Here is a 24,488-nt window from a genome sequence, read left to right on the forward strand (position 1 = left end):
GTGAGCAGCATAGCCCTGACACTACCCGACAAGATCGGTGCCTCTCTCATAGCATCCTCCGATAAGGCGATTCCTCGATCACCAGGGGACGGTCCGATGGTGCTCGATGATGTTGTGGCGTTTGAGCAGGTCGCGCCGGCGACGGCGACCCTCGTCAAGATCTCAGCGTCCGGTCGAGAGATGAAACCATCTCACATGCCGCGAAACAACACCGTACCAACCACGCCGGTCCGGCTCGGCTCCACGGACACGACGACCGGCCTCTCCTCGGTGGGGCGGAGCAGATAGGTCAGCGCGGCGCCCACGAACGCCGCGGCGCCCACACCTAGAGAAATGTCGGCGATCAGGTACTTCGTGCGCACGCCGGTCAGATCGCTGTCCGTGCACTGCGGCCTGCAGGTGCGTTCGAGCTCGTCCTTCTCGGACCGGCCCATGAGCCCCCACACAGCGAAGCTCGCCGCGCCAGCGACACCCACGCCCGCCAGCACGTAGGTCAACGCCGGCACCGGACGGTGAAGCTCCGTCGCCGGGACCTGAGCCTCCGGGGCCCGAGCGTCGACGAGGGGCTCGAGCGCGACGTTCAACTGCAGGAAGCGCTGCCCCTCGAAGAGGATGAACTCCTTGGCCACCGGCCTGTACCCGTCCTGCTCGACACGGTAGGTGTGCTTCCCGGGATCGAGCTTGAGCGGCGCGCCGCTCGATGAGAGCTCGACGGGCTGGCCGTCGAGCTGGACCGTCGATCCGGCGACCTGCTCGCCGCGGCTCGTGATGTTGAAGACGACCGACGGCGTCATTCGCTCGATCTCGTCGACCCACGCGCCGCAATCGCGGAGGACCGGAGCCGGGCAGGCAGACCGCGCGCAGGCCTTCAGCGCGCGGCCCGCCTCGAGCAGCTGGTGATTCTTCCGGAGCCTCTGCACCTCGGCGTGCGCCGCGACACACTGCGCCACCTCCGCGCTCGCCCCAGCTTCCGGCGCCGCCGGCTCGTCCGCCAGGGCCGCGCCGGGCAAGAGGAAGGTCGCCACCAGCGCGAGCGCCGCGCGCCCGCCATGCCCCATCCCGAGAGGCCTCCCCCGTCGCAGCATGTCCGTCTCTCCAGCCATCACGCCGAGCTCCTCTCGTGACCAGCACACTCGCACCTGAGCGCATGTCGGAGCAAGCTTCCGGCGGGCCGCCGCGCGGTCCGATCGCGGCCGGCTCGCCCGGTCACAGCTCCGCGAGCGCCGCCACCTCGGCCGCCGACAGCGCCCGATTGTAGATCCTGAAATCGTCCACGATCCCGGCGAGGTAGGGATCCGGCGCGAACTGGGAGCGGCCGATGAAGTTCTGGGTCGTGTTCCCCAGCTCCGAGGGTCGGGTGAAGATCATCTCGCTGCTCGCCACCTCGGCCCCGTCGACGTAAATCGAAGAGCGACTCGGGTTGAAGGCCACCGTCACCGCGACGTGCGTCCAGACCTGGACCGGCAAGGTCCAGTCGGCGGTGTACTCCTCGACGCCCGCAGGAGAGTTCACCGAGAAGCGGAGGCCCGGCGGCATCGCCGCCTTCGGGCACAGGTACATCCACGCCACTTCCCCGGATCCGAAGTCGAAGATCCGCTGCCACAGCACCTGCCGGTCGAGCGAGACCCAGAGGGACACCGTGATCTCGTTGAGGGTCTGCAGGATGCCGGGCGGGAGCTCCACGTACTGCTCGGTCCCCGAGAGGGACAGCGCGTTTCCGATGTGCCCCTCGACCCACGTCCCCCCCAGGACGGTCGCGTCATGCAGCATGTCGCCGGTGGCGTCCGCCGCGCTGTCTCCCTCGGTCTCGTCGAACGTGTAATGCAGGAAGAGCCCGCTCTCCAGGTCGATGATGGGACCGCCGCCCACCCCCCCGGAGCCCCCGGCGCCGCCGGCTCCCCCGGAGCCCCCGACGCCGCCATCGCCGCCATCCCCCCCGGCGCCGCCATCTCCCCCGGAGCCCCCGACACCCCCGGAGCCGCCGTCTCCCCCGGTGGTCCCGGTGCCGCCTCCCGAGCCGCTGCTGCTCTGGCTGGAGCTCTGCGTCGCAGAGCCGCCTCCGGCGCTCGTCGTTCCCTGCTGGAGATGGGACAGATCGTCGAACGAGCATGCCCCGAGGAACAGCGGAGCGATCGTGAGGAGCGCACGTGTCGCCGGACGAAGGGCCGCAGGGCCGGCCAGCGTCCTTCCATGACCTGCCATGTTCATGTCACCTCTCACCACGATGGACGTCTCCTGAGCGCGTGCGGTGGTGCTGTCGTGACCCGGGGACCACGGTCACCACGGGAGTACAGGGCGAAAGCGCGCGGCTCCTGCGTCGAACCGACGCATGGGCCACCACGGCAGGCCGGCTCATGGCCCGCCGGACTCCGGCCAGCCATCGGCACCCCAGCTCAGCTCGGCCACGCGAAGGGCAAACATGCCGTCCGCGTCGGCGTCGTACGAATGGTAGATGTTGTACCAGGACTCCCCAGCTCGGAGCAAGCCGTTGCTGCCCGGCCCACGCCACCGCGCGCCGCTGGTGAGCACGCGCGAGCCGCCGCCGTCGAGCATGCGGGTGCCGAGCCTGTCCACGTAAGGACCGGCCAGCGCCCGGGACCGGCCCACCATGATCTTGTACGTGCTGCTCGCGCCGGCGCAGCAGGTGTCGAACGAGGCAAACAGGTAGTAGTGTTCACCGCGCCGCGCGACGAACGGCGCCTCGATCGCGGTGCTCGGCCGCGCGGCAATGGCCGTGAGCGTCCCGTCCACCGGATCTCCCTCCTGGGTGAGCTGCACGAGCTTGAGCCCCGACCAGAAGCTCCCGAACACGAGCCACGCCGTGCCCCGCTCGTCGATCACGACGTTCGGATCGATGGCGTTGTAATCGGTGCCCTCGCTGCAGATGACGGCGCCGTGATCCACCCAGCGGCCCTCCGCGGCGTCCAGGGCCGCGGTGGTCGCATGACCGATGCAGGAGCGGTTCGTCCCGAAGTACGACGCCGCATAATACAGATGATAGAGCCCACCCCAGTAGGAGACGTCCGGCGCCCAGAGCGCGTCGACGTCGCCCACCGCGCTCACGACCCACTCTGGCGTGGCGCTGAACACGGCGCCGGCGAGGTCCCAGCGCGTGAGGTCCGCCGAGGTCCGGATCGCGATCCCGGCGCCGGTGGAGAAGACGTAATACAGATCTCCCGCCTTGATGGCCGACGGGTCGTGCACGCCCTGGACCTCTCCGCTGAGGGCGAGCGCGGCCGGTCGACGCTCCGTCCCACCCCCACCGGAGAGGCCGCCGCCATCCCCCGCTCCTCCGGCGCCGGCCCCTCCGGAACCTGCTCCTCCGGAGCCTGCTTGTCCGGAGCCTGCTTGTCCGGAGCCTGCCTGTCCGGAGCTCACTCCCCCGGAATCTGCTCCTCCGGAGCCAGCGCCTCCGGAGTTCACGCCTCCGGAGCCTGCTCCCCCGGCGCCCGCGGAGACGCCGGACGACACGCTCCCTGTCGCGGGCCCGCCGGCGTCGCCCCGTGCTCCGGTGTCCGTGCTCGCCCGACAACCGCTCATCACGGTCAGGGCCAGCGCGAAGAGCGCCACCGTACCCGAGGTCGCGTCGGCGCTCGATCTCACATGCATTCGACCTTGAATTGTTTGATCCCGTCGGCGTCGATGGTGTACGGCGGGTCGCATCGCGCGCTCGGCGGGCTGGCGGGCGCGGGGGTGGCCGCCGGCGCCGGGGGCACGTCGGCCTCGCGCGGGCTCGACGACTTCGCGGACGACGCGTCCTGCTTCGCGGACGGCCTTGCCTGCTTCGAGGATGGCTGGGCCCGCTTCCCGGACGGCCCGGCCCGCTCCGCGGACGGCTCGGCCCGCTCCGCGGAGGACGCAGGGGCCACCGCGACGGCGACGGGGTCGGACGGCGGAACGGCCTCGTCGCGCCGCGGGGACGCCGGCTCCCCGGCGGCAGGAGCCGCGGCGGGCGCGGCGGGCACGGGCGAGGGCTGCGGCGCCGCCGGCGAGGGCTGCGGCGCCGTCGGCGAGGGCGCGGCGGCCACGGATGGGCCCTGCGTGCGCAAGGAACGGGTGGTGGCGCCCAGGAAGATGCCGGCGCCGATCCCCAGGACGGCCGCGATGAGGAGCGGGCGGGACGCCCTCTTCAGCCACGAGCGCGACGCCGGCCCCGGCACGTCCGCGGACCTCGAGTCCGAGCCCGTCGTCGTGTAGCCGGCGGGCGCGAGCGATTGAGACAGCGGGGGCGGCGGCGGCAACGTGACGTCCGTCTGCGTGGACGAGCGCGCCATCGACGCCCGACGCTTCATCTCCTGGGCGATGACGCGCCTCGTCTGCGTGCGGACCTCGTCGAACTCGCGCGAGACGAACCGGCCGATGTCGCGGTTCGTCACCGTGGTCAACCCGACGGCGAACGCCTCGAGCTCGGCCTCGAGCTCGGACGCGGTGGCGTAGCGATCCTCCCGCGAGAAGGAAAGTGTCTTGACAATGATGCGCTCGAGGTCTTCGGGCACGCTGGGGTTGACCTCGCGCGGCCTCCGGATGTCCCCGTTCAGGACGCGAGTCATGATCGCGACGTCGGTCATCCCCCGCCACATCCGCTCGCCCGTCGCGGCCTCCCAGAGCATGACCCCCACCGCATACAGATCCGCGCGCCGATCGACCTGGCTCCCCTCGAGCTGCTCGGGCGGCATGTACCCGATCTTGCCCTTGATCACCCCCGTCACCGTCTCGGCCCCCGCGTCCATGCGCTTGGCGATGCCGAAATCGATGAGCTTGACCTGACCGTCGTAGGTCACGAAGATGTTATGGGGCGAGACATCGCGGTGCACGACGCGGAGGGGCTCGCCGTCGAAGCCGGTGAGCTCGTGGGCGTAATGAAGGCCGCGAAGCGCGTCGATGATGATCCGCAGGTGCATCTCCAGCGGGAGCTTGGTGTGCGCGCGCGACCGGAGGCTCGAGAGCGGCTGGCCCTCGAGGTACTCCATCACGATGGCGGCCCCCTTGGCCGTCTGCACGATCGCGCTCGTCTGGACGATGTTCGCGTGGTTCAAGCGAGCGGAGAACCGCGCCTCGTTGATGAACATCTCCCGCATCTCGGGGTTGTCCAGCAAGTCGGACCTGAGAAACTTCAGGACGACGAGCTTGTCCACGCCCTCCGCGCCGCTCTGCACGGCGAGGAAGACCTGCGCGGTCCCTCCGCGCCCGAGCTCTAGCAGGAGCTGATGCCCCATCTCGGGCGCGGCGCTGGACGTCCTCTCCACGTTCACGTGTTCGATGATGGCACGAAGAAAACGGGCTCGACCAGACGCTTTCAGAGGGATCTCGAGCCCTCGGCCATAATGCACTGCAATGTTCGGCCTCCCGCGTGAGAACGCGTGTACGATATTGTCGCAGTATCGCCGGGCCAAAGAGGCGCACGCTCGAGATCGGGCGTCCGCGTGACGCACGCGATGCGGCGCGCCGGCCGTCGCGCGCGGCATACGGCAGATCGAGCCCGAGCGTTCAGAGGCGCGCCTCGAGGGAGAGAGAGACGGCGAGGAACGGCCGGCCGTAGCGGGCGGCGTCGGCGGCGGGGCCGGAGCTGCCAGCATTGCGCTCGGGATACGGGATATCGATGCTGGGAAGCGCGGCGCCGGCGAGTCCGCCGAGGCGAAAGCCCGCGTGATCATGCACGAACCAGCGCACGGCCGCCTCGAGGTGCGGGACGGCCGCCCACGCGCTGCCGGAGGTGCCGTGGAACACCGGTGACGCGAGGAGCGTCTGGTAATGGACGCGCAGCGCGGACGCGCCAGCCCCGAGCGTCGCGAGGCCGTGGCCGCTCGCGAAGGAGAGCGCGCCGCCCGCCGCGGCGCCGAGGAGCGAGACGCGGTGCTCGATGTGCCCGCCGGGGACGTCCCAGGAGGTGCCGCCGAGCGTCGTGGTGCCGCCCGCCGCGACATACCAGCCGCGGAAGATCGCGGACCCGCCGATCGAGAGCGCCGGCGTCGGAGGGATTTCGCCAGAGGCGAAGAGCAGCGTGGGGCCGACCGAGGCGACGGGGCGCGCGCGCGGCGGCGCGCCGTCGGCGGCGTGGTGGGAAGGCGGGGTGGCGCTCGACGCGGGCGCGCGGACGGCGGGGGGCGCGGCGGAGGTCGTCGTCGCGGAGGCGGACGGGCGCGCGGAGCCGCCGCGCGTGGGGCTGGCCGTCGAGGGCGGGGGGACCTGGCCGGCGGCGGCGCCGGCGCCGGTCGGAGGAGCGACGGGGGCGTCGCGGTGCAGGAGGCGAGCGCGGAGCAGCTCGACGGCGGCCAGGGCGAGGACCTCGGGGCCCTCGCCGCCGCGCACAGCGACCTCGAGCTCGCCGCCCCCGTGCCGCGCGGCGAGGGCGATCGTCGCGCGCCTGCGAGCGACGACGACGCGCGCGTCGGCGTCCCCGGGGCCGCCCGTGGTGATGCGCACGTCGAGCGCGCGGAGCTCGTCGCGGATCCGCTGGAACGTGGCGTCCGCCGGGTCGCCGGAGAGGGCCACCGTGGCCCGCGCGGGCGCGCCGGCGCCGGCGGGGGCCCCCGGCGGCGCCGCGCCGAGGAGGCCGGGCAGCGCGCCGAGCACCGCGGCCAGGCGGAGGCCGAGGCGGGCGGCGGCGCGGCGCCGGGGGTCGAGCTCAGCGCGCATCCGCGAGCGAGCGCGCGAGGGGCGCGTAGGCGCCGTGGGGGTACTCGGCGAGGTAACGGAGCGCCGCGCGGCGCGCGACCTCCGGATCGCGCCGCTGCTGGAGCTCGAGGCTCCGCCCGAGCGCTTGCTCGCGCAGGGCGCCGCCCGGCGCCTCGCGGAGGTAGGTGTCGAACCAGGCGAGCGCGCCGCCGGGATCGCCGAGCTGATCGGCGGCGAGCTTGCCCAGGAGGAACGCCGAGTCGCCGCGCGCGCCGTGCCGCTCGCGCAGGGCGAGGAGCGCGGCGCGCGCGGCGCGCGGGCGCCCCGCGTAGCGGGCGGCGTCGGCGAGCAGCCGGAGCTCGTCGGGCGCGGCCCGCGCGAGCACGGCGTCGAGGCCCAGCCGCTCGACGGCCGCGAGCGCCTCCTCGTGGCGCCCCGCGCTCGCGAGCGACTGCCAGCGCGGCGCGGCGTCCGTCGCGCCGGCCGCCGGCGCGCGCGCGCCGCGATCCCCGGGCGGCGCCGCGACCGACGCTGGCGCGCCCGCCGGGGGCGCGTCGGCGGAGCCGCTCGCCGCGGGCTCGCTCGGCGCGGTGAGGTCGAGCCGATCGCCGGCCGAGAGCCGCGCCGTCCCGAGCTCCGGGCCCGTCACCTCGACGCTGCCCTCCGCGAGCGCGAGCGTGAAGCGCCGCGCCTCGGGGGCCCAGCGCGCCTCGAAGCGCGTCCCGGTCACGCGCACCGCGTAGGGCCCGGCGTGGACGACCCAGCGCGTGTCGCTCCGGTGGACGACGTGGAAGTCGACCCCGCCCCGCTCCACGCGCAGCTCCGCGCCGCGCGCGTCGGTCGCGAGGACCTGGAGCGCGGACGCCGCGTCGAGGCGCACGGACGTCCCCTCGGCGAAGGTGAAGGCGAGCGGCGCGTCGGCCGCCTCGACCCGCGCGCCCGCGCCCGGCGCCGGCGCGCCCGCGGGGGCCGCGCTCGGCGCGGCGGCGAGCTCGGGCCCGCTCGCGGGCGTAGAGGCCGCGCGGAAGAGCGCGGCGCCGCCCGCCGCGAGCAGCAGCGCGGCAGCCGCGGCGGCCCAGACGGCGGGGCGCGCGCGGCGGGGCGGGGCCTCGGCGGCGAAGAGCCGCGCGCGGGCCGCTGCGAGCGTCTCGGCCGGCCTGGCGCGCCGATCGGAGGTGCGGGCCACCTCGGCCCCGAGGGTCTCGATGCGTCGTGTCACGGGGTCCATCGCGTGCCCTCCTCGATCCAGGTCGCGAGCACGGGGTCTCGCTTGGCAGCGCTCACGAAGCGCGCCTCGGCCCGGGCGATCCGCCGCTTGATCGTCGCCAGCGACACGCCGCTGGCGGCCGCCGCCTCGGTGAGCTCCATCCCCTCGATGTAGCGCAGCGCGAAGGCCACGCGCTCCTCGAGCGGGAAGGACTCGAGCAGCCGGTAGGTCCGGTCGTGGGCCTCCCGGAGCTCGGCGTCGGCGCCGCGCGCCGGGGGCTCGGGGATGTCCTCGGGCGAGAAGAAGCGCAGCCAGCTCCGGGCCTTGTGGTGGCGGATGCTCTTGCACGCCGTGTGGACCGCGACCGACCGCATCCACGACGTCAGCGCCGCCGCGTCGCTCAGCTGGTGGACGCTCGCGTAGGCGGACACGAAGGCGTCGTGGACGACGTCCGCGAAGGTCGTGTGCCGCTCGGTCCCGAGGATGCGGCGCGCGATGCGCTCGACGAGGGCGCCGTAGCGCTCGAAGAGGACCGCCTTGGCCCAGGGATCCCCGCGCTGGAGCCGCCGGAGGAGCTCGGCGTCGTCGCGCTCGATCGGCAACGCGACGAGCTGCCCGCCGCCCGGCGAGGCGCCGGCGCGGCTCGCGGGGTGCGGCAGCGACGAGCGCGATCCGCTAGGCACGGTGGTCTCCTCGACGGGGCTCTGCGAGGTCGTCGAGCCGAGGCTCGGCGCTCCGGGGCGGGGCGGCTTCGATGCGGGTGGGCACAGCTTTCCATCAAAGGACCGGCGCGGGTCCGAGACGGCTCACGGATCGTCTCCGCGGTCTCCGCGCATTCCGGTGAGCCGTCCCGGGGCGGAGGCGGCCCCTTGGGGTCGACCGGGACGCGCCGTCCCCCTCCGCTGCCATGCACCTCGCCGCCTTCGCTTCCTGCTTCGTCGTCACCGCCGCCCTCACCGGCGCCGCCGGCGCCGCGCCGCGCCCGCTCCCCGGAGACTGGCGCCACGTCGCCGAGGCGCAGGAGCGGCTCGCGATCGCCGACTACGCGGCAGCGGAGGCCCTCCTCGCGCAGATCCCCGCGCAGAGCGAGGCGGCGCGCGACGCCGGGATCCTCCGCGGCCAGCTCGACGCCGCGCTCGCCCCGCGCCTCGAGCTCGAGACCCGCGCCTTCGTCGATACGCAGCCGCTCGATCGCTGGTCGCAGGGCGCCGGGCTGTCGTTCTGGCCGATCGCGAGCCTGGAGCTGCGGCTCCGCGCGCTCGGTGTCTGGTACCCGCGCGCCTCCCACGAGCGCGGCGAGACGACGGAGCCCCGCAGCAGCGGCGCGACGCCGGCCGGTGCGGTGGGCGGGCTCGTGGGGCTCCTCTTCCGCCCGGCCCGGGCGGACCTCGACGTCAGCGCGACGGGGATGGCGCGGGTCTGGGACGACGGCAGCGTGCAGGTGTCGGGGAGCGGCGACATCGAGGGGCGATGGCTCTCGCCGCTGCGGATCCGCGCCTCGGCGCGCCACGAGGAGGTCCTCGACACGCACGCGGCGATCCGCGGGCACGTGTTCGTCAGCGCGGCGGGCGGCGCGCTCGCCGTCGCCGACTGGAAGGGCTGGAGCGGAGAGCTCCGCGGCGAGGGCCGCTGGTACTCCGACGGGAACGACGGCCTCACGGCTTACGGCTGGGCCGTGGCGCCGATCCTGCGCGGCGCGCTGCGCCTCCAGGCCGGGTGGGGCGCGGCCTGGGCCGACACCTCGCGCTCGCGCTGGTCCCTCACGGCGCAGACGTACTCGCCGTATTTCACCCCGCTCGGCGCGCGTCGCCACGGGCCCATCGTCGTCGCGGCGCTCTCGCTCGGCAAGCTCCGCGTCGACGCGAGCGGCGACGTCGCCGTGCAGGGAAGCGAGCTCGACCCGACCGCGCTCGCCTGGGGCGTCGCGTCGCGCGTCGACACAACCCACGTCGACGTGCGCGCGGGGGCATCACTCGACCTCGGCGTCCTCCGCCTGGGAGTCGCCTACCACCACGACCACCAACGCTACTACCGGTTCCATGAAGCGACGATTCGCCTCGAGCTCCCGCTTTAGTTCGGAGCTCTTCCGATGGTCGTCGGCCGCCCCCGTGCGGCTCGTCGATCGCGTGATCGTCCGGGCGCTCGTGGCCTTCGGGCTCGTGGGGGTCGCGGGCTTCGCGGGCTTCTGGTTCCAGGAGCGCCACGTCGCCCACCTCGCGGCCTTCGTCGCGCTGTCGATCGCGGTCTGGTACGGCATCAGCCGCATCGTCCTCGCCTGGATCGGGTACCTCGCGGTGGGCCCCGTCGAGCATCGCCCGGCGCCCGCGGGGCTCTCCGTCGCGGTCTTCACCACGGCCGCGCCGGGCGAGCCGCTCGCGATGTTCGAGGCGACCCTCGCGGCGCTCGCGCGCGTCCGCTACCCGCACCGCACGTACCTCCTCGACGGCACGGGCGACCCGCGCTTCCGCGCGCTCGCCGAGCGGCACGGCGCGGTGTGGCTCGACTCGAGCGGCGTCCCGGGCGCCAAGGCCGGCAAGATCAACGCGGCCCTCGCGCGGACCACGGAGGACTTCGTTCTGGTCCTCGATCCGGACCACCTGCCCTTCCCGGAGTTCCTCGACCGCGTGCTCGGGCACTTCGACGACCCGCGCGTGGGCTTCGTGCAGGTCTCGCAGGGCTACTACAACCAGGCCGACTCCCCCATCGCCCGCGGCGCGGCCGAGCAGACCTACGGGTTCTACGGGCCGATGCAGCTCGGGCTCCACGGGCTCGGCTGCGCGGTCGCCATCGGCGCCAACTGCACCTTCCGCCGCGCCGCGCTCGCGTCCATCGCCGGGCACGCCGTGGGGCTCGCGGAGGACCTCATGACCTCCATCCGGCTGCACTCGGCTGGATGGACGTCGGTCTATGTCCCGGAGATCGTCAGCCGCGGGCTCGTGCCCGACGACCTCGGCGGGTACTTCTCGCAGCAGCTCAAGTGGGCGACCGGCGCCGTCGACGCGCTCTTCGCCGAGGTGGTGCCGCGCTTCTTCCGGCTGAGCGCGCGCCAGCGGCTCTCCTACGTGGCGATCGGCACGTACTACCTCACCGGCCCCGCCACGCTGACGTACCTCGTCCTGCCGCTCGTCGCGCTCTGGGGCGACCTCTGGCCCATGCGCGTGGATCCGGCGGGGTTCGTCGCCGCGGGCGCGCCCGTCGTCGTCGCCGCGGTCGCGCTGCACTTCCACGGGCAACGGTGGTTCTGCGACCGCGCCACCGAGAGCGGCCTCCACTGGCGCGCCCTCCTCCTCAAGCTCGCCGCCTTTCCCGTCTACACGCTCGGGGTGGTCCTGGCGGTCGTGAAGCGCCTCGTCCGCTACGTGCCCACGCCCAAGCGCGGGCTCGGCGGTCGGCTCCTGCCGCTCGCGTGGCCGCACCTCCTCGTCGTCCTCTCGTTCCTCGTCACGACGGGCGCGAGCCTCTGGCTCCGGGCTTCCGCGCCGCGGCTCGCCGAGCGCTGGAGCGACGCGGAGTCCTACTGGGCGATGCTCTTCTTCGGCGCGCTCGGGGCCGCGTCGGTGCTCGTGGCGATCGCCTGGGCCGCGCACCCGTCGGGCCGCGCGCCGATCGACCCCTGGGAGCGCCTCCCCGCGCCCGAGGCCCCGACAACGACGATCTCCACGACGGCCACGACCGCCACCGGAGGATGACCATGAAGCGCTCTCACCGCGTCGCATTGACGGCTGCCACCACGACCGGGGCCGCCCTCGCCGTGCTCTTCTCGACCTACGGGCGCGGGCCCGCCGAGACCTGGCTCTCGTCGGCCTTCGGCGCGGCGAGCGCCGCCGTGGCCACGGCGGATCTCGCCTGGACCGCCGGCCCCGAGCGCGACGCCCGGCTCGCCCGCCTGTCCACGGAGCTCGCGTCGCGGAAGCTCGACGACCTGCGCGCCCCGCCGCGCCTGCTCCACGGCGCGCACGACGGCGGGCTGCCGGGCGATGTCGGCGGGTACCTCGCGCTCGAGGAGGCGGTGGGCCAGACGCTCCTGCTCACGCAGATCTACGCGGCCTGGGGCGACGGCGCGGACCAGGAGTTCCCGAGCCGGGCCGCGCGCGCCATCTGGGCGGTGGGCTCGGTGCCGGTCATCACGTGGGAGCCCTGGCTCAGCGGGTTCCAGCGCCTGGACTCGTCGTTCCGCGCGGCGGCGACGCGGGACCACGGCGGCCTCACCGACATCGCCGACGGCAGGTACGACGTCTACGTCGACGGCTGGGCGAAGGCGGCGGCCGAGTACGGGCACCCGATCCTCCTCCGCTTCGCGCACGAGATGAACGACGGCTACCGCTACCCGTGGGGGCCGGTGAACAACCCGCGCCCGCAGGAATTCATCCGCGCGTGGCGGCACGTCGTCGGGCGCTTCCGCGCCGCCGGCGCGGCGAACGTCCTCTGGGTCTGGTCGCCGAGCGTCTCGTACGAGAACTACTGGGAGTACTACCCGGGCGACGAGTGGACCGACTGGGTCGGGACGGGCGTCCTCAACTACGGGACCGCCGTCCGCTGGTCCCGGTGGTACTCGTTCCAGGAGCTCTTCGCGCGCCACTACGAGCGCCTCGCGCCGCTCGGCAAGCCGCTGATGATCGCCGAGCTCGGCACGCTCGCCGCCGGCGGCGACCGCGCGCGCTGGTACGAGGAGGCCCTGACGGGCTTCGCGGCGCGCCACCCCGCCGTGAAGGCGCTCCTGTTCTTCCACGTCGCGAGCGACGCGACAGTGACCCACGAGCCGCTCTCGTGGGCCTTCGCCGACGACCCCACGGTCGCCGGCGCGGTGCGCCGCGCGCTCGCGGCACAGAACAACCATGCACAGGAGGTTCAGCGATGAAGATCGTGCTGCTCGCCGGCGGGCTCGGGACCCGCCTCAGCGAAGAGACAGTCGACAGGCCGAAGCCGATGGTCGAGATCGGGGGCCAGCCCATCCTCTGGCACATCATGCAGATGTACGCCGCGCACGGCTTCGACGACTTCGTCGTGGCGTGCGGCTACAAGGGCGACTTCATCAAGGACTGGTTCGCGGGGCTCCGGACGCGCCGCGCGGACTTCACGGTGGACCTGCGGAGCGGCGAGGTCGATGCGCTCGGCGTCCACTGCCCGAGCTGGCGCGTGACGCTCATCGACACGGGGCTCCACACCCAGACCGGCGGGCGCATCCGCCGCCTGAGCCGCGTGCTCGGGCGGGAGCCGTTCATGGTCACCTACGGCGACGGGGTCGGTGACATCGACATCGCGAAGCTCGTCGCCTTCCACCGCGCCCACGGCAAGCTCGCGACGATCACCGCGGTGCGCCCGCCGGCCCGGTTCGGCGTCCTCGATCTCCGGGGCAGCGAGGTCGCGGCGTTCGCCGAGAAGCCGCAGGCCGAGGCGGGGTGGATCAACGGGGGGTTCTTCGTCTTCGAGCCCGGCGCCCTCGAGGTCCTCGACTGCGACGACGCGACGCCGCTCGAGCGCGAGCCGCTCGAGCGGCTCGCCGCCAGCGGGCAGCTCATGGCCTACCAGCACGAGGGGTTCTGGCAGCCGATGGATACCCTGCGCGACAAGCGCCTCCTCGAGCGGCTCTGGGACGAGGGGCGCGCGCCCTGGAGGAGCTGGTCGTGAGCGAGCACCTCGACTTCTACGCGGGCCGCCGCGTGTTCGTCACCGGGCACACCGGGTTCAAGGGCTCGTGGCTCACCGCCTGGCTGCGCCTGCTCGGCGCGCAGGTCACCGGGTACGCCCTGCCGCCGGAGGGCGCGCCGAGCCTCTTCGCCGACGCGCGGATCGACGACGGGGTCACCTCGATCCTCGGCGACATCTGCGACGAGGGGCGCCTCGCGCGGTCGATGGCCGAGGCCCGGCCGGAGATCGTGCTGCACCTGGCGGCGCAGGCGCTCGTCCGCAGGTCGTACGCGCGGCCGATCGAGACCTTCTCGACGAACGTCCTCGGGACGGCGCACGTGCTCGAGGCGGCGCGGCGCCTCCCGTCGGTGCGGGTCGTGATCGTGGTGACGACGGACAAGTGTTACGAGAACCACGAGTGGGTCTGGGGCTACCGCGAGACCGACGCCCTCGGCGGCCACGACACGTACAGCGCGAGCAAGGCCTGCGCCGAGCTCGTCGCCGCGGCCTACCAGCGGTCGTTCTACGGGCGCGAGGTGGCGCTCGCGACGGCGCGCGCCGGGAACGTCATCGGCGGGGGAGACTGGGCCGAGGACCGCCTCGTACCGGACATCGTCCGCAGCGTCGCCGCGGGCGAGGCCGTGCACATCCGGCACCCGCGCGCCGTGCGCCCCTGGCAGCACGTCCTCGATCCGCTCTCCGCGTACCTCCTCCTCGCGCGCCGGCTCTGGGACGATCCGGCGCGGTACAGCGGCGCCTGGAACTTCGGCCCCGACGACGCCGAGCCGCGGACGGTGCACCGCCTCGCGGAGGCCATCGTCCGCGAGCTCGGGCGGGGCTCGCTCGAGCTCGCCGAGCCCCCGGAGGGCGATCGGCTCCACGAGGCGAGCGCGCTGCGGCTCGACTGCAGCAAGGCGCGGTCCCGGCTCGGCTGGCGCCCGCTCCTCGACACCGATCGCGCCATCCAGCTCACGAGCGCGTGGTACGCGCGCTACCTGGAGGATCGCCGGCGCGCGCGGGCGCTCGTCGAGGAGCAGCTCCGGCTCGCGACGGGGCTCGCATGAGGCCCGGCAAGGCCGTGGTCACGGGCGCGACCGGCTTCATCGGCTCGGCGCTCGTCCGGCGGCTCCTCGCGGGCGGGTGCGACGTCGCCGCGACGGCGCCCGCGCAGTCTTCGGGGTGGGCGCGCCTCTCGCGCCCCTCGCCGGGCCAGCGCCTCCGGCGGCTCCCGCTCGAGCGCCTGACGCGGGACGCGCTCCTCGATGCGGTCGGCGACGAGCCGCCGGATGCGGTCTTCCACCTGGCGTCGGCCGGCGTGGACCCGGGAGAGCGCGCGCCGGGCGCGCTCCACGAGGGCAACGTCGGCGCGCTCGTCGCGACGCTGGAGGCCGCCGCGCGCTGGGGCGGGGCGCGGGTCGTCTTCACGGGATCGTGCTCGGAGTACGGCGCGGTCCTCGAGGGGCAGCTCGTCGACGAGGGCGCGCCGCGCGCCCCGGCCGACCTCTACGGCGCCGCCAAGGCCGCCGCCCACGACTATGGGCGCGCCGTGGCGCGGGCCCTCTCGGTGCCGTTCGTGACGCTCCGCCTCTTCGGCGTCTACGGCCCAGGCGAGGCGCCCCATCGCCTCATCCCGTACCTCGCGGCCCGGCTCCGCGCGCGGGAGCGCGTCGACCTCACCCCCGGCACGCAGCTCCGCGATCTCACCTTCGTGGACGACGTCGTGGAGGCGCTGCTGCTCGGCGCGACGACGGCGGGGATCGAGCTCGGCGCTGCCTACAACGTCTGCTCGGGGCGCCCCACGAGCGTGCGCCAGGTCTGCCTCGAGGTCGCGCGGCAGCTCGGCGCGCCGGAGTCCCTCCTCGGCTTCGGCGCCCGTCCTCCGCGCGCCGACGAGCCCCCGTGGCTCGTCGGCGATCCGCGCCGCTTCCGCGCCGCCACCGGCTGGCGCGCCCGCACCGATCTCTCCCTCGGCGTCGCCACCTCGCTCGCCCCCGCCTGAGGCCCCGCCGCGCGCCGCGCCGATCTCCTCGGGCGCGGGCACGAGTACTCCGTGGCGGCTGCCAGTGGGAAGCCCTGTTTCAATGCGCATGGGGCAACCCTGCACACGAGAGAACGCGAGCTCCAGAGTCGACGCCAGTTCCGCCCGCCAGGAGTTCGGCCAGGGATCCGGAGAGATTCCAACGCAAAGGCGCAAAGACGCCAAGGCGCAAAACAAAAAAAAACAATCTTCATGCATCTTTGCGCCTTTGCGCTCTTGGCGCCTTTGCGTCGAAATCTCTCCTCTCTCGAGGCAGATCCCTGGCAGGATTGCTGCCCCACGGAACTGGATACCTCTCGGGCGCGCTCCCGAGCGAGCAGGAATCCGTCGGGGTCGTCTGTTCCATGGCGGATCGGCTGGAGTATCGTGGCCATGGGGCGCGCGCCCGCGGGTGAGCCAGAGGCGCGAGGGAGAGGAGCGGCATGCGTACGCACAGGGTGGATGGCGAGGCAGAGGCGACAACGAAAGCAGAGATGCATTCAAACGGCCGGATCCGGGCAGCACGAGCGCGAATGGCCGCCGCGGGGTGGTGGCTCGCAGGCGCGACCGCAATCGCGTGTGGACCAGCGGCGCCCGAGAACGGACCAGCGCCGCCACCCGGCCAGAGCGCGCCAGAGGAGGCGTTCGCGGACCAGGTCGTGGAGGCGTTCTGCGGCGGGCTGGGCTCGTGCTGCACGGGCCTGAGCCGCACGTTCGACCGGGCGAGCTGCGAGGCGAACGCGCGGGATCTGATCGCCAGGCGCGTCCCCGTGAGCGACGATGTGCGCTTCGATCCGGCGGCGGCGGAGCAGTGTTTGACGAGCATTCGCACGGCGCTCCCGACGTGCTCCGGCATCGAGAGCGAGCCGTGCGACCGTATCTACGTGGGCACGCTCGCTGCCGGCGAGGCCTGTGATCGCAGCGATGAGTGCGCGCCGATCGCGGGAAGCCGGACCTATTGCCTCGACGTCTGCAAGGCCGTTCGCCGCGCCGCGGAGGGCGAAAGCTGCGTCCGCACCTGCAAGTCAGAGACGGAGTGCGGCCATCTTCCGGAAGAGCCGCCTTACGACGTGATGAGCCTGGCGACCTGGGGCGACTGCTTCATGGAGGATGGCCTCGCGTGCGTCGGGGGCGTGTGCGTGCGCGCCCCGGGGCAAGGCGCCGCCTGCCTCCAGGGCGTTGTCTGTGATCGCGGGCTCGATTGCGACAGCGACACCTGCGTTCCCATTCCCACCCTCGGCGAAGCCTGTACCTGGGGCTGCACCCCTGGATCTTTCTGCACGTACGACGGCGTCTGCGCGGCACAGCTTCCCCTGGGCGAGTGGTGCCAGGACGACAAGGCCTGCAGCTCGGGGAGCTGCGGCTCGAATGCGTGCCAGTTGATGAGTTGCCCGGTCGCGTGCCAGTCGCCGACGCTGGGCGATCCGCACGGATCCGCCGCCGAGTGCGCGGGTATGGTCCACTTCTGAGAGCCCGCGGCTCCGCCGCTCCGCGCGGCTCATGCGGCGCGTGCGCACGCGCGCCGCGGCGCGCGCGGGCTGGCGGATGAGCGGCGCGCCGCCGGAGAGCGGTATCCCTGCCGGAGGCGCCGCGCACCGAGGGATTCCGCGGCCCACCCCCGCCCACAGCGTCGCCAGCATCGGTGCGTCAGCCGATCGTCACCGGCACGCACTCACGACAACGGGAGCAGAATGCTACAGCAATGAGCCGGAAAGTGGCATATTTCCAGTGCGACGGATTATCGCTCTCCATGGTGGGAAGTGTGAATGAAGGAGCACTGGCGTTGACGGAGCTGCGCGACAGCGGCTACGATCGCCCATGATCGCTGCGCCCTCCTGACGGTGGCCGCGCTGTGCTCATCAGCCTGGGGCGAGACGCCGTGAAGGAGCTCGATACACCGGTACATGTCGGAGATGTCCTGCTCGGCAAGTACACGGTGGAGCGCGTACTCGGCCGTGGCGGGATGGGGATGGTCGTGGCGGCGCGCCACCGTGAGCTCGGCGAGCTCTTCGCCATCAAGCTCCTCTTGCCCCGGGCGCCCGCCGATGCCCAGGCCACGGAGCTGTTCCTGCGCGAGGCGCGCGCCGCGGTGCAGCTGAAGGGCGAGCACATCGTCCGCGTCCACGACGTCGGCAGGCTGGAGACCGGCGCCCCCTACATGGTGATGGAGCACCTCGTCGGGAGCGACCTGCAGCAGATCGTCTTCGAGCGCGGTCCGCTGCCCGTTCGCGAGGCGGTGGATTACGTCCTGCAGGTCTGCGACGCGCTGGCCGAGGCGCACGCCCAGGGGCTCGTGCACCGCGACCTCAAGCCGGCCAACCTGTTCCTCACGCGCCGGCAGAACGGGGCGCCGTTCGTCAAGGTGCTCGACTTCGGCATCTCCAAGCGGATCAAGCCCGACGCCGCGGATCTGACCAACACCCTCGTCCTGCTCGGCTCCCCTTTCTACATGGCGCCGGAGCAGATGAGGCGCGCCAAGCGCGTGGACACGCGGAGCGACGTCTGGTCGATGGGCGTGGTCCTGCACCACCTGGTGACGGGGATGATGCCCTTTTCCGCAGAGACGCTGACCGAGGTGGTGGCGCTCGTGCTGCAAGACGAGCCGATCCTGCCGAGCCAGCAGCGACCGGGGCTCCCTGACGAGCTCGACACGGTGGTGGCGCTGTGCCTGCAAAAGCGGCCGGAGCACCGGTTTCAGGCGATCGAGGACCTGGCCGCCGCGCTGCGCGTGCTCACGTCTGCCGACGGGCCGGATCCCGCGACGCCTGCGGCCAGCAGACCGCGCGCCGACGCGGCGTCGGGGCTGGCGGAGACTCAGGCCGCGCTGGACCTGACCCCCGCGCGCCCAACGCAGCCCACGGCGGAAGCGCCGGCGCCGGGCTCGGGCGACGAGATGGCGCAGTCCCTCTCGGAATCCATCGAACGCGCGGCGCCGACCGAGCGCACGGGCGACTGGCGGGGGAGCAGGCTGCGCAGGTTCCACCGGAGGGCGTCGATCACGGGGGCGGCGCTTGCCGCGCTCGCCATCGGGATCGGCTGGCTCACCCTGTCACAGCGGCCTCGGTCCGCTCCGGCAGCATCGGTGATCGCGGCGCAGGAGATCCCCGCTCCTGGGGTGCCTGCGGCCGGATACGAGCTGCCTGCCCCGGCCACGGCGGACACCGAGGTGCCCAGCGCCGTCGATCGATCCCCGGCGCCGGCGCCGCCTCCCCCGGAGCCGGCGCCGCCTCCGAGCGCCTCCGCGCCCTCGACGCCGGCCGCGCCGGCGCGCTCCTCCAGCGCGCCGCTGCGGCGGAGAGCGCCGGTGCGCCCCCCGGGCCCGGCGCAGGCCCCGAGGCCCATCATGAGCGCGGCGGGCGCGGCCGCCGCCACGACCGCGGCGCCGGTGGCGCCCACGACCGCGGCGCCGGTGGCGCCGACGACCGCGGCGCCGGTGGTGCCGCCCAGGAAGTACGAGGGAATCTACTGAGCGCGTGCCGCGCGGCAGCCGAGCGGGACCCACGGGAGGAGTGAAGCACCGATGTTCTCAGCGGATCGAGGCGCGCACGTGCTCGCCCCAATCGCACTTGCCGCGGCCCTGAGCGCGACCGGCCCGGCGCAGGCCCAGGAGGTCGACAGGCACGCTGCCGTGACCGCCCAGGCGCTTTACGATCAGGCCACCGCGGAGCTGGAGGCCGGGCGCTTCGCGAGCGCGTGCGGCAAGCTGGAGGAGGTCACGCGGCTCGTGCCGGACGGGCTGGGCGCCAAGCTGACGCTGGCCCAGTGCTACGAGGCGTGGGGAAAGCTCGCGAGCGCCTGGGCGCAGTACACGATCGTCGAGGCCCTGGCGGCCAAGGCCGGGCAGGCGGAGCGATCGGCGCGCGCGGGCGCGTCGGCCGCGGCGCTCAAGCCCAGGCTCGCGACGCTGACGGTCGACGTCCCGGAGGCCGTGCGGGCCTACCGAGGGCTCGAGATCAGGCGCGACGGCGTGCCGCTCGGGGAGCCGCAGTGGGGCGCGTCGCTGCCGGTGGACACGGGAGAGCACGAGATCGTGGCGACGGCGAGGAACCGCAAGCCCTGGAGGCGGTCCGCCGTCGTCACCGCAGACGGCGAGACGGTGTCGGTGGCGATCCCCGCCCTGGAGCCCGACGGGCGCGACGAGCCGGCGAGACCGCGCCCCGCGACGGGAGGCGCCCAGCGCGCCGCGGGGCTCGTGGTCGGCGGAGCGGGGCTGATCGGGGCCGGCGTCGGCGTGTTCTTCGGGGTTCGCGCGGCGCTCAAGCTGAACGAGAGCAACGAGGCTGGCCATTGCCACGATGGCAACCTCTGCGATGACGTCGGGTACGTGGCGCGCGAGCAGGCCGTCGCGGCAGGCGACGTGAGCACGGTGCTGCTCCTCGCCGGCGGCGCCGCGCTCGCGGGCGGCGTCGCGCTGTTCCTGACCGCGCCGAAGCCGGAGCGCACGGGCGCGCACGTCGCGCTGGGACCGCACGGGATCGCCCTGCGAGGGAGCTTCTGATGCGACATCGCCGGCGCAGGACGGGCGGCGGAGCCCTGGCGCGCCTGCCCTTCGCGGCGGGAGCCGGCGCGCTCTGCGCTGCCGCGGTATGGCCCGGATGCAACGCCATCCTCGGGATCGAGGCGCCCGTGCGAGAGGACGCCCCGGCGACGACGAAGACCGGCAGCGGGAGCGCTGGCGCCGGCGGCGCTCAGGCTGACTGTTCCCTCCACGAGGTATCTCCGGACGAGACCCTGGAGCTGTCGATGATCGACGACATGGAGGATGGAAACATCGGCATTCTCAAGGGTGACGGCGCAACCCCGCGGCAGGGGGCCTGGTTCAAGTACGGCGACGGATCCGAGGGCGGAGCGCAGGAACCTTCCGACGCGGCCGAGCTCGTCGCGGCGATGATGCCTGTGCGCGGCGACAGCGAGAGGGCCGTGCACACGAGCGCCAACGCGCTTTTCACCAGCTGGGGCGCCGGCGTCGGCTTCGAGCTGAGCACCTCCTATTACGACGCCACCGGGTACCGTGGCATCACCTTCTGGGCCCGCGCCGAGGACGACTCGTCCACGGAAATGTTCGTGACGTTCGTCGATCAGCAGACCGACAAGGGCGGTGGGATCTGCGGTGACATGGCGGGGCAGGTGCCCTGCTACGACCATTTCCACACGAGCGTCAGCCTGACGTCCGACTGGAAGCACTTCAAGGTTCCTGTCGGGTGTCTCGTCCAGACCGGATACGGCGTCTTCGAGTCGTTCGCGCAGGACAGGATCCGGGTCATCCAGTTCAGCTTCGGCGCGGGCCAGGCGTTCGACTTCTGGATCGACGACGTCGCGTTCTACAGATGACCGCTTCCATCGCCCTGCGCTGCTCCTCCCCGCATGCGCTCGGCAGCGCTGTCTAGCTGTCTAAGATGGATTGCCGTCCCGCTCGTCCGTCGCTGTCGTTGCGACCTGGGCCTGGAAGATCTCTTGCACGTGGACGAGCTCTGCCGGCTCCGCGAGCACGTCGAGCCTGTCGCCGACCTCGAGGATCGTCTGGCCCCGGGGCACGACGGTCCCGCCCTCCCGGTGAATGGCGCGAATGAGCACGCCGGCAGGCAAGCCGAGCTCGGCGATACGCTTGCCGACGACGGCGGCCAGGCGCCCGAGCTCGAACGTGCGGGTCCTCGGCTGCGCGCCGGCGAGGGTGTGCGTCGTCGGATCGTAGTGCCCCGCGAGCTCGTTCACCACGGTCTCGGGCGAGAGGGGTGTGTTGGTCGTGTAACCGGCGCGAGCGAGCAAGTGCGTGGCCACGGGCATCGTCAGCACCACGAACGCGATGATGACGATGGCCCGGGTGGTGACGGCCGGGTCGCCGAAATGCAGTGCGGACGCCGAGATGATGCACGTCATCCCGAACACGGAGGCCTTCGACGTCACCTGGAGGCGCGTGAACAGGTCCGGCATGCGCAGGATGCCCACGGCCGCGATCAGCACGAAGACGCACCCGATGACGAGGAGCGCGCCCTCGACGACATCGAGGATCACGGCGTCTCCCCCTGTCGCTCGAGGTAGTGCGCGAACGCGATGGTGCCGAGGAAAAAGATGAGCGACAGCACCATCACCGCATCGAGGAGGACGCCATGGTCGGTCACCATCGCGTAGAGGGCGATGCCCCCGCTGCCGACCGTCGCCATGAGGTCCATGGCGACCACGCGGTCGGGGAGGCTCGGACCGAGCAGGAGGCGGATGAACGCGACGACGAACGCCACCGTGACGACGGCGCTCGCGACGAGCAGGAGCGGGGTCATCGGAAGAGCTCCTTCACGCGGCGCTCGAGGTCGTTCTTGACGGTCGCGCGCAGCGCGTCGGCGCTGTCCACGAACATCGCATGGATGAAGAGGACCGTGCGGTCGCTCGAGACGTCGAGGCCAAAGGTGCCGGGCGTCAGGGCGAGGAGGATCGTCAGCACCGTGATCTCGAGATCGGTCGTCAGATCCAGGGGGACCGCGACGATGCCGGGGCGGCTCTTTCGCCTGATCGAGAGGACGTCGCGGGCGACCCTGAGGTTCGCCCGCACCATCTCTTTCGCATAGAAGAGCATGAACGACAGCAACCCTGGCAGCTTCTCGAAATAGGTCGTGGGGCCGATCAGGCGCCGGAGCCCGAGGAGCAAGAGGTACCCGAGGAGGAAGCCGAAAACGAGGCCTCCCACGGTGGCGCGGCCGGTCAGGGTCACCCAGACGATCGCCAGGAACAGATTGAGGACGAAGGCTCTCATCGGCGCCCCTCCCCCAGCACGGCGCGCACGTAGTCGGTCGGATCGGCGAGCTGCGCGGCGGCCCGCCGGACGACGCCGAGGAGCGGCTCCGGCGCCATCCCGAGCGTGAAGCCGAGCGCCGTCAAGAGCACGACCGGCGCGTACAGGAGCGCGCGAGGCCGCGTCCCGCGCTCGCGCATGGCGAGGTCGGCGTCGACGGGCGCGGGCGCGGGCTTCCAGAAGGCCTCGTTCCATATCTTCGTCATCGAGATGAGGGTGACGAGGCCGACAGCGAGGCTCGTGGCGACGACGGCCGTGGCCCCTCGGGAGCCGACCTCGAGCCCTGACCGCACCAGGATGAGCTTGCCCCAGAACCCCGACAAAGGCGGCATGCCGGCGAGGGAGAGGGCCGTGACGAGGAAGCAGGCGGAGAGCCCGGGGCTCCGCGCGAGGAGCCCGCCCTGAAGGTCGAGGCGGAGGTCTTTCCCGTCGGATTGCATGATCCCGCTGATCAGGAAGAGGTTCGATTTGATGATCGCGTGGTGCAAGACGAAGAAGATCGCCCCCGAGAGGGACGACAACGTGAACAGGCCGAGGCCCATGACCATGTAGCCGACCTGGCTGACGCTATGAAACGCGAGGATCCGCCGGACCTCCCGGTGCGACACCGCGCCGAGCACGCCGACGGCCATGGTGAAGGCCGCGATCCCGAGGAGGAGCGCGTGGGCGGCTCCCCCGTCGCCCACGAAGACGAGGGTGAAGACGCGCACGAGCGCGTAGACGCCCACCTTCGTCAAGAGCCCCGCGAACAGCGCGGCGACGGTCACCGGAGGCGTGTGATACGAGTCCGGCAGCCAGAAGAAGAGGGGGAAGACAGCGGCCTTGATGCCGAAGGCGACGAGGAAGATCATCGCGAGGGTGATCCGGATGGACGGCGCGAGGCTCGGCAGCTTGAGCGAGAGGTCGGCCATGTTGAGGGCGTGCACGGATCCGTAAAGGATGCCGAGCCCGGTGAGGAAGAGGGCGCTCGCGATCAGGTTCATCGCGACGTACTTGATCGCGCCCTGCATCTGCGGCCGCTCGTTGCCGAGCACCAGGAGCACGAAGGACGCGATCAGCGTCACCTCGAACCAGACGTACAGATTGAAGAGGTCGCCGGTGACGAAGACCCCGTTCGTCCCCATGAGGAGCACGTGCATGAGCGGGTAGAACCCGTGCGCCCGCCGTTCCCTGTCGATGTCCGAAAGGGAGTAGATCGACGTGGCGACCGCGATGACGCCCGAGAGCAGGACCATGAGCGCCGAGAAGAGGTCGACAACGAAGGTGATGCCGTACGGCGCGGGCCAGCCTCCGAGCTGGGTCGATTGGATGCCTCCCCGGTGCACGGCGCGGAGCAAGGCGATACCGACGACGAGCTGAAGGACGCTCCCGGCGAGGCCGAGCGCGCGATGTCTCCCCGCGCGCCGGAAGGAGAGGAGCGCGAGGGCCGCCGTGGTCAGGGGGACGAGGACGGGCAGGACGAGGAGCACCTTCATGGGCGGGTCGATTCGAGAGAGTCGATATCGTCGCTGCCCATGGTCCGATAGACGCGATGCAGGAGGACGACGGTGAACGCGACGACCGCGAAGCTGATGACGATCGCCGTCAGGATCAGCGCCTGGGCCACCGGATCGGCCGGCGGTGCCTGGAAGTCCCCTCCCTCCCTGGGAATCAGCGGGGGACGGCCGCGGACGACGCCGCCCGCCGTGAGGATGAGGAGGTTCGTCCCGTGCCCGAGCAGCACGAGGCCGAAGGCGAGCTTCACGATGCTGCGCCGGAGCATGAGGAACAGCCCCGACGCATAGAGCCCGCCGACGACGATCGCGAGGAGGACCGTCATGAATCCATCTCCGCGGCCATGAGGATGATCATGAGCACCATGCCCATCACGGCGGCATACACGCCGACGTCGAACAGCACCGGCGTCCCCACCGCGACGTCGCCGAACCCCGGCGCGGGGACGGTCGCCCACACGCCTTGCAGGAAGGATCCGCCGGCCGCGAGCCCGATGACGCCCGAGAGCAGGATCGTCGAGAGCCCGATCCCCATGAGCGCCTGGGGCGAGGCGCGGAGCAGCCGCCGCGTCGAGGGGACGTCGTACGCGAGGACGTGGAGCGTGAACGCCGATGCGATGATGAGCCCGCCGACGAAGCCGCCCCCGGGCTCGAGGTGACCGCGGAGGAGCGCGTAGATCGAGACGATGATCAGGAGCACCATCAGGACCGGCGTGGCGGAGCGCAGGATCAAGGAAGGCATGG

The 24,488-nt window shown here is 72.6% G+C and carries 23 protein-coding genes; 10 read left to right on the plus strand and 13 right to left on the minus strand.

The window, feature by feature from the left end:
• Positions 1–191: 191 nt before the first annotated feature.
• From WME76_RS17875 to WME76_RS17905, 7 genes are all read right to left on the minus strand, one after another.
• Positions 192–1,103, minus strand: coding sequence for a hypothetical protein (locus tag WME76_RS17875; protein ID WP_437961294.1), 912 nt, complete (start codon positions 1,101–1,103; stop codon positions 192–194).
• Positions 1,104–1,206: 103 nt separating this feature from the next.
• Complete coding sequence (locus tag WME76_RS17880; RefSeq protein ID WP_437961295.1) at positions 1,207–2,202, minus strand: LamG domain-containing protein; 996 nt, start codon at positions 2,200–2,202, stop codon at positions 1,207–1,209.
• Positions 2,203–2,352: 150 nt separating this feature from the next.
• Positions 2,353–3,204: an arabinan endo-1,5-alpha-L-arabinosidase gene (locus WME76_RS17885; RefSeq protein WP_437961296.1), complete on the minus strand. Its 852-nt coding sequence runs from the start codon at positions 3,202–3,204 to the stop codon at positions 2,353–2,355.
• A gap of 395 nt (positions 3,205–3,599) precedes the next feature.
• The gene (locus tag WME76_RS17890; RefSeq protein WP_437961297.1) at positions 3,600–5,252 is read right to left on the minus strand and encodes a serine/threonine protein kinase; all 1,653 of its coding nucleotides are present in this window, start codon (positions 5,250–5,252) and stop codon (positions 3,600–3,602) included.
• Positions 5,253–5,487: 235 nt separating this feature from the next.
• Positions 5,488–6,636: a hypothetical protein gene (locus tag WME76_RS17895; RefSeq protein WP_437961298.1), complete on the minus strand. Its 1,149-nt coding sequence runs from the start codon at positions 6,634–6,636 to the stop codon at positions 5,488–5,490.
• Complete coding sequence (locus WME76_RS17900; RefSeq protein WP_437961299.1) at positions 6,626–7,843, minus strand: FecR domain-containing protein; 1,218 nt, start codon at positions 7,841–7,843, stop codon at positions 6,626–6,628. The genes WME76_RS17895 and WME76_RS17900 overlap by 11 nt, the downstream gene beginning before the upstream one ends.
• Positions 7,831–8,505 carry an RNA polymerase sigma factor gene (locus WME76_RS17905; protein WP_437961300.1) on the minus strand — a complete coding sequence of 225 codons (675 nt, stop codon included), beginning with the start codon at positions 8,503–8,505 and terminating at the stop codon, positions 7,831–7,833. Before WME76_RS17905 ends, WME76_RS17900 begins: the two co-directional genes overlap by 13 nt.
• Before the next feature lie 224 nt (positions 8,506–8,729).
• Here WME76_RS17905 and WME76_RS17910 point away from each other — a divergent pair, with 224 nt between their 5' ends.
• The 10 genes from WME76_RS17910 (at position 8,730) to WME76_RS17955 (ending at position 20,798) form a co-directional block, all read left to right on the plus strand.
• On the plus strand, positions 8,730–9,896 hold the full coding sequence (locus WME76_RS17910; protein WP_437961301.1) for a hypothetical protein: 1,167 nt from the start codon (positions 8,730–8,732) through the stop codon (positions 9,894–9,896).
• A gap of 34 nt (positions 9,897–9,930) precedes the next feature.
• Positions 9,931–11,511: a glycosyltransferase family 2 protein gene (locus tag WME76_RS17915; RefSeq protein WP_437961302.1), complete on the plus strand. Its 1,581-nt coding sequence runs from the start codon at positions 9,931–9,933 to the stop codon at positions 11,509–11,511.
• Positions 11,512–11,513: 2 nt separating this feature from the next.
• Complete coding sequence (locus WME76_RS17920; RefSeq protein ID WP_437961303.1) at positions 11,514–12,680, plus strand: glycoside hydrolase family 26 protein; 1,167 nt, start codon at positions 11,514–11,516, stop codon at positions 12,678–12,680.
• The gene (gene rfbF, locus WME76_RS17925; protein ID WP_437961304.1) at positions 12,677–13,450 is read left to right on the plus strand and encodes a glucose-1-phosphate cytidylyltransferase; all 774 of its coding nucleotides are present in this window, start codon (positions 12,677–12,679) and stop codon (positions 13,448–13,450) included. The genes WME76_RS17920 and rfbF overlap by 4 nt, the downstream gene beginning before the upstream one ends.
• Positions 13,447–14,514: a CDP-glucose 4,6-dehydratase gene (rfbG, locus tag WME76_RS17930; protein WP_437961305.1), complete on the plus strand. Its 1,068-nt coding sequence runs from the start codon at positions 13,447–13,449 to the stop codon at positions 14,512–14,514. The genes rfbF and rfbG overlap by 4 nt, the downstream gene beginning before the upstream one ends.
• Positions 14,511–15,449 (plus strand): NAD-dependent epimerase/dehydratase family protein, encoded by a 939-nt coding sequence (locus tag WME76_RS17935; RefSeq protein WP_437961306.1) that lies wholly within the window; start codon positions 14,511–14,513, stop codon positions 15,447–15,449. Before rfbG ends, WME76_RS17935 begins: the two co-directional genes overlap by 4 nt.
• Positions 15,450–16,126: 677 nt before the next feature.
• Complete coding sequence (locus tag WME76_RS17940; RefSeq protein ID WP_437961307.1) at positions 16,127–16,936, plus strand: hypothetical protein; 810 nt, start codon at positions 16,127–16,129, stop codon at positions 16,934–16,936.
• A gap of 410 nt (positions 16,937–17,346) precedes the next feature.
• Positions 17,347–18,936 carry a serine/threonine protein kinase gene (locus WME76_RS17945; protein WP_437961308.1) on the plus strand — a complete coding sequence of 530 codons (1,590 nt, stop codon included), beginning with the start codon at positions 17,347–17,349 and terminating at the stop codon, positions 18,934–18,936.
• Between the two features lie 78 nt (positions 18,937–19,014).
• Positions 19,015–19,965, plus strand: a complete 951-nt coding sequence (locus WME76_RS17950; protein WP_437961309.1) for a hypothetical protein — start codon at positions 19,015–19,017, stop codon at positions 19,963–19,965.
• Positions 19,965–20,798 (plus strand): hypothetical protein, encoded by an 834-nt coding sequence (locus tag WME76_RS17955; RefSeq protein WP_437961310.1) that lies wholly within the window; start codon positions 19,965–19,967, stop codon positions 20,796–20,798. The genes WME76_RS17950 and WME76_RS17955 overlap by 1 nt, the downstream gene beginning before the upstream one ends.
• A 60-nt stretch (positions 20,799–20,858) precedes the next feature.
• Here WME76_RS17955 and mnhG read toward each other — a convergent pair whose 3' ends face one another.
• Genes mnhG through WME76_RS17985 form a run of 6 tightly spaced genes read right to left on the minus strand, consistent with a single transcriptional unit; the run spans position 20,859 to position 24,486 of the window.
• The gene (gene mnhG, locus WME76_RS17960; protein WP_437961311.1) at positions 20,859–21,479 is read right to left on the minus strand and encodes a monovalent cation/H(+) antiporter subunit G; all 621 of its coding nucleotides are present in this window, start codon (positions 21,477–21,479) and stop codon (positions 20,859–20,861) included.
• Entirely contained in the window at positions 21,476–21,742 is a 267-nt protein-coding gene (locus WME76_RS17965) for a monovalent cation/H+ antiporter complex subunit F (protein WP_437961312.1), read from the minus strand. Before WME76_RS17965 ends, mnhG begins: the two co-directional genes overlap by 4 nt.
• Positions 21,739–22,212, minus strand: coding sequence for a Na+/H+ antiporter subunit E (locus tag WME76_RS17970; protein ID WP_437961313.1), 474 nt, complete (start codon positions 22,210–22,212; stop codon positions 21,739–21,741). Before WME76_RS17970 ends, WME76_RS17965 begins: the two co-directional genes overlap by 4 nt.
• Entirely contained in the window at positions 22,209–23,726 is a 1,518-nt protein-coding gene (locus tag WME76_RS17975; RefSeq protein ID WP_437961314.1) for a proton-conducting transporter transmembrane domain-containing protein, read from the minus strand. The genes WME76_RS17970 and WME76_RS17975 overlap by 4 nt, the downstream gene beginning before the upstream one ends.
• Complete coding sequence (locus WME76_RS17980) at positions 23,723–24,070, minus strand: Na+/H+ antiporter subunit C (RefSeq protein ID WP_437961315.1); 348 nt, start codon at positions 24,068–24,070, stop codon at positions 23,723–23,725. Before WME76_RS17980 ends, WME76_RS17975 begins: the two co-directional genes overlap by 4 nt.
• Entirely contained in the window at positions 24,067–24,486 is a 420-nt protein-coding gene (locus WME76_RS17985; RefSeq protein ID WP_437961316.1) for a Na+/H+ antiporter subunit B, read from the minus strand. The genes WME76_RS17980 and WME76_RS17985 overlap by 4 nt, the downstream gene beginning before the upstream one ends.
• Positions 24,487–24,488 lie beyond the last annotated feature (2 nt).

This window comes from Sorangium sp. So ce119 (assembly GCF_051524405.1).
GTDB classification, from domain to species: Bacteria; Myxococcota_A; Polyangia; order Polyangiales; family Polyangiaceae; genus Sorangium; species Sorangium cellulosum_G.

What these genes read in the sequence shown, in the direction of transcription:
- WME76_RS17875 (WP_437961294.1), bottom strand. Translation starts at nt 1,103, where the DNA reads ATGGCTGGAGAGACGGACATGCTGCGACGGGGGAGGCCTCTCGGGATG.
- WME76_RS17880 (WP_437961295.1), bottom strand. Translation starts at nt 2,202, where the DNA reads ATGGCAGGTCATGGAAGGACGCTGGCCGGCCCTGCGGCCCTTCGTCCG.
- WME76_RS17895 (WP_437961298.1), bottom strand. Translation starts at nt 6,636, where the DNA reads ATGCGCGCTGAGCTCGACCCCCGGCGCCGCGCCGCCGCCCGCCTCGGC.
- WME76_RS17900 (WP_437961299.1), bottom strand. Translation starts at nt 7,843, where the DNA reads ATGGACCCCGTGACACGACGCATCGAGACCCTCGGGGCCGAGGTGGCC.
- WME76_RS17910 (WP_437961301.1), top strand. Translation starts at nt 8,730, where the DNA reads ATGCACCTCGCCGCCTTCGCTTCCTGCTTCGTCGTCACCGCCGCCCTC.
- WME76_RS17920 (WP_437961303.1), top strand. Translation starts at nt 11,514, where the DNA reads ATGAAGCGCTCTCACCGCGTCGCATTGACGGCTGCCACCACGACCGGG.
- rfbF (WP_437961304.1), top strand. Translation starts at nt 12,677, where the DNA reads ATGAAGATCGTGCTGCTCGCCGGCGGGCTCGGGACCCGCCTCAGCGAA.
- WME76_RS17935 (WP_437961306.1), top strand. Translation starts at nt 14,511, where the DNA reads ATGAGGCCCGGCAAGGCCGTGGTCACGGGCGCGACCGGCTTCATCGGC.
- WME76_RS17955 (WP_437961310.1), top strand. Translation starts at nt 19,965, where the DNA reads ATGCGACATCGCCGGCGCAGGACGGGCGGCGGAGCCCTGGCGCGCCTG.
- WME76_RS17965 (WP_437961312.1), bottom strand. Translation starts at nt 21,742, where the DNA reads ATGACCCCGCTCCTGCTCGTCGCGAGCGCCGTCGTCACGGTGGCGTTC.
- WME76_RS17970 (WP_437961313.1), bottom strand. Translation starts at nt 22,212, where the DNA reads ATGAGAGCCTTCGTCCTCAATCTGTTCCTGGCGATCGTCTGGGTGACC.
- WME76_RS17975 (WP_437961314.1), bottom strand. Translation starts at nt 23,726, where the DNA reads ATGAAGGTGCTCCTCGTCCTGCCCGTCCTCGTCCCCCTGACCACGGCG.
- WME76_RS17980 (WP_437961315.1), bottom strand. Translation starts at nt 24,070, where the DNA reads ATGACGGTCCTCCTCGCGATCGTCGTCGGCGGGCTCTATGCGTCGGGG.
- WME76_RS17985 (WP_437961316.1), bottom strand. Translation starts at nt 24,486, where the DNA reads ATGCCTTCCTTGATCCTGCGCTCCGCCACGCCGGTCCTGATGGTGCTC.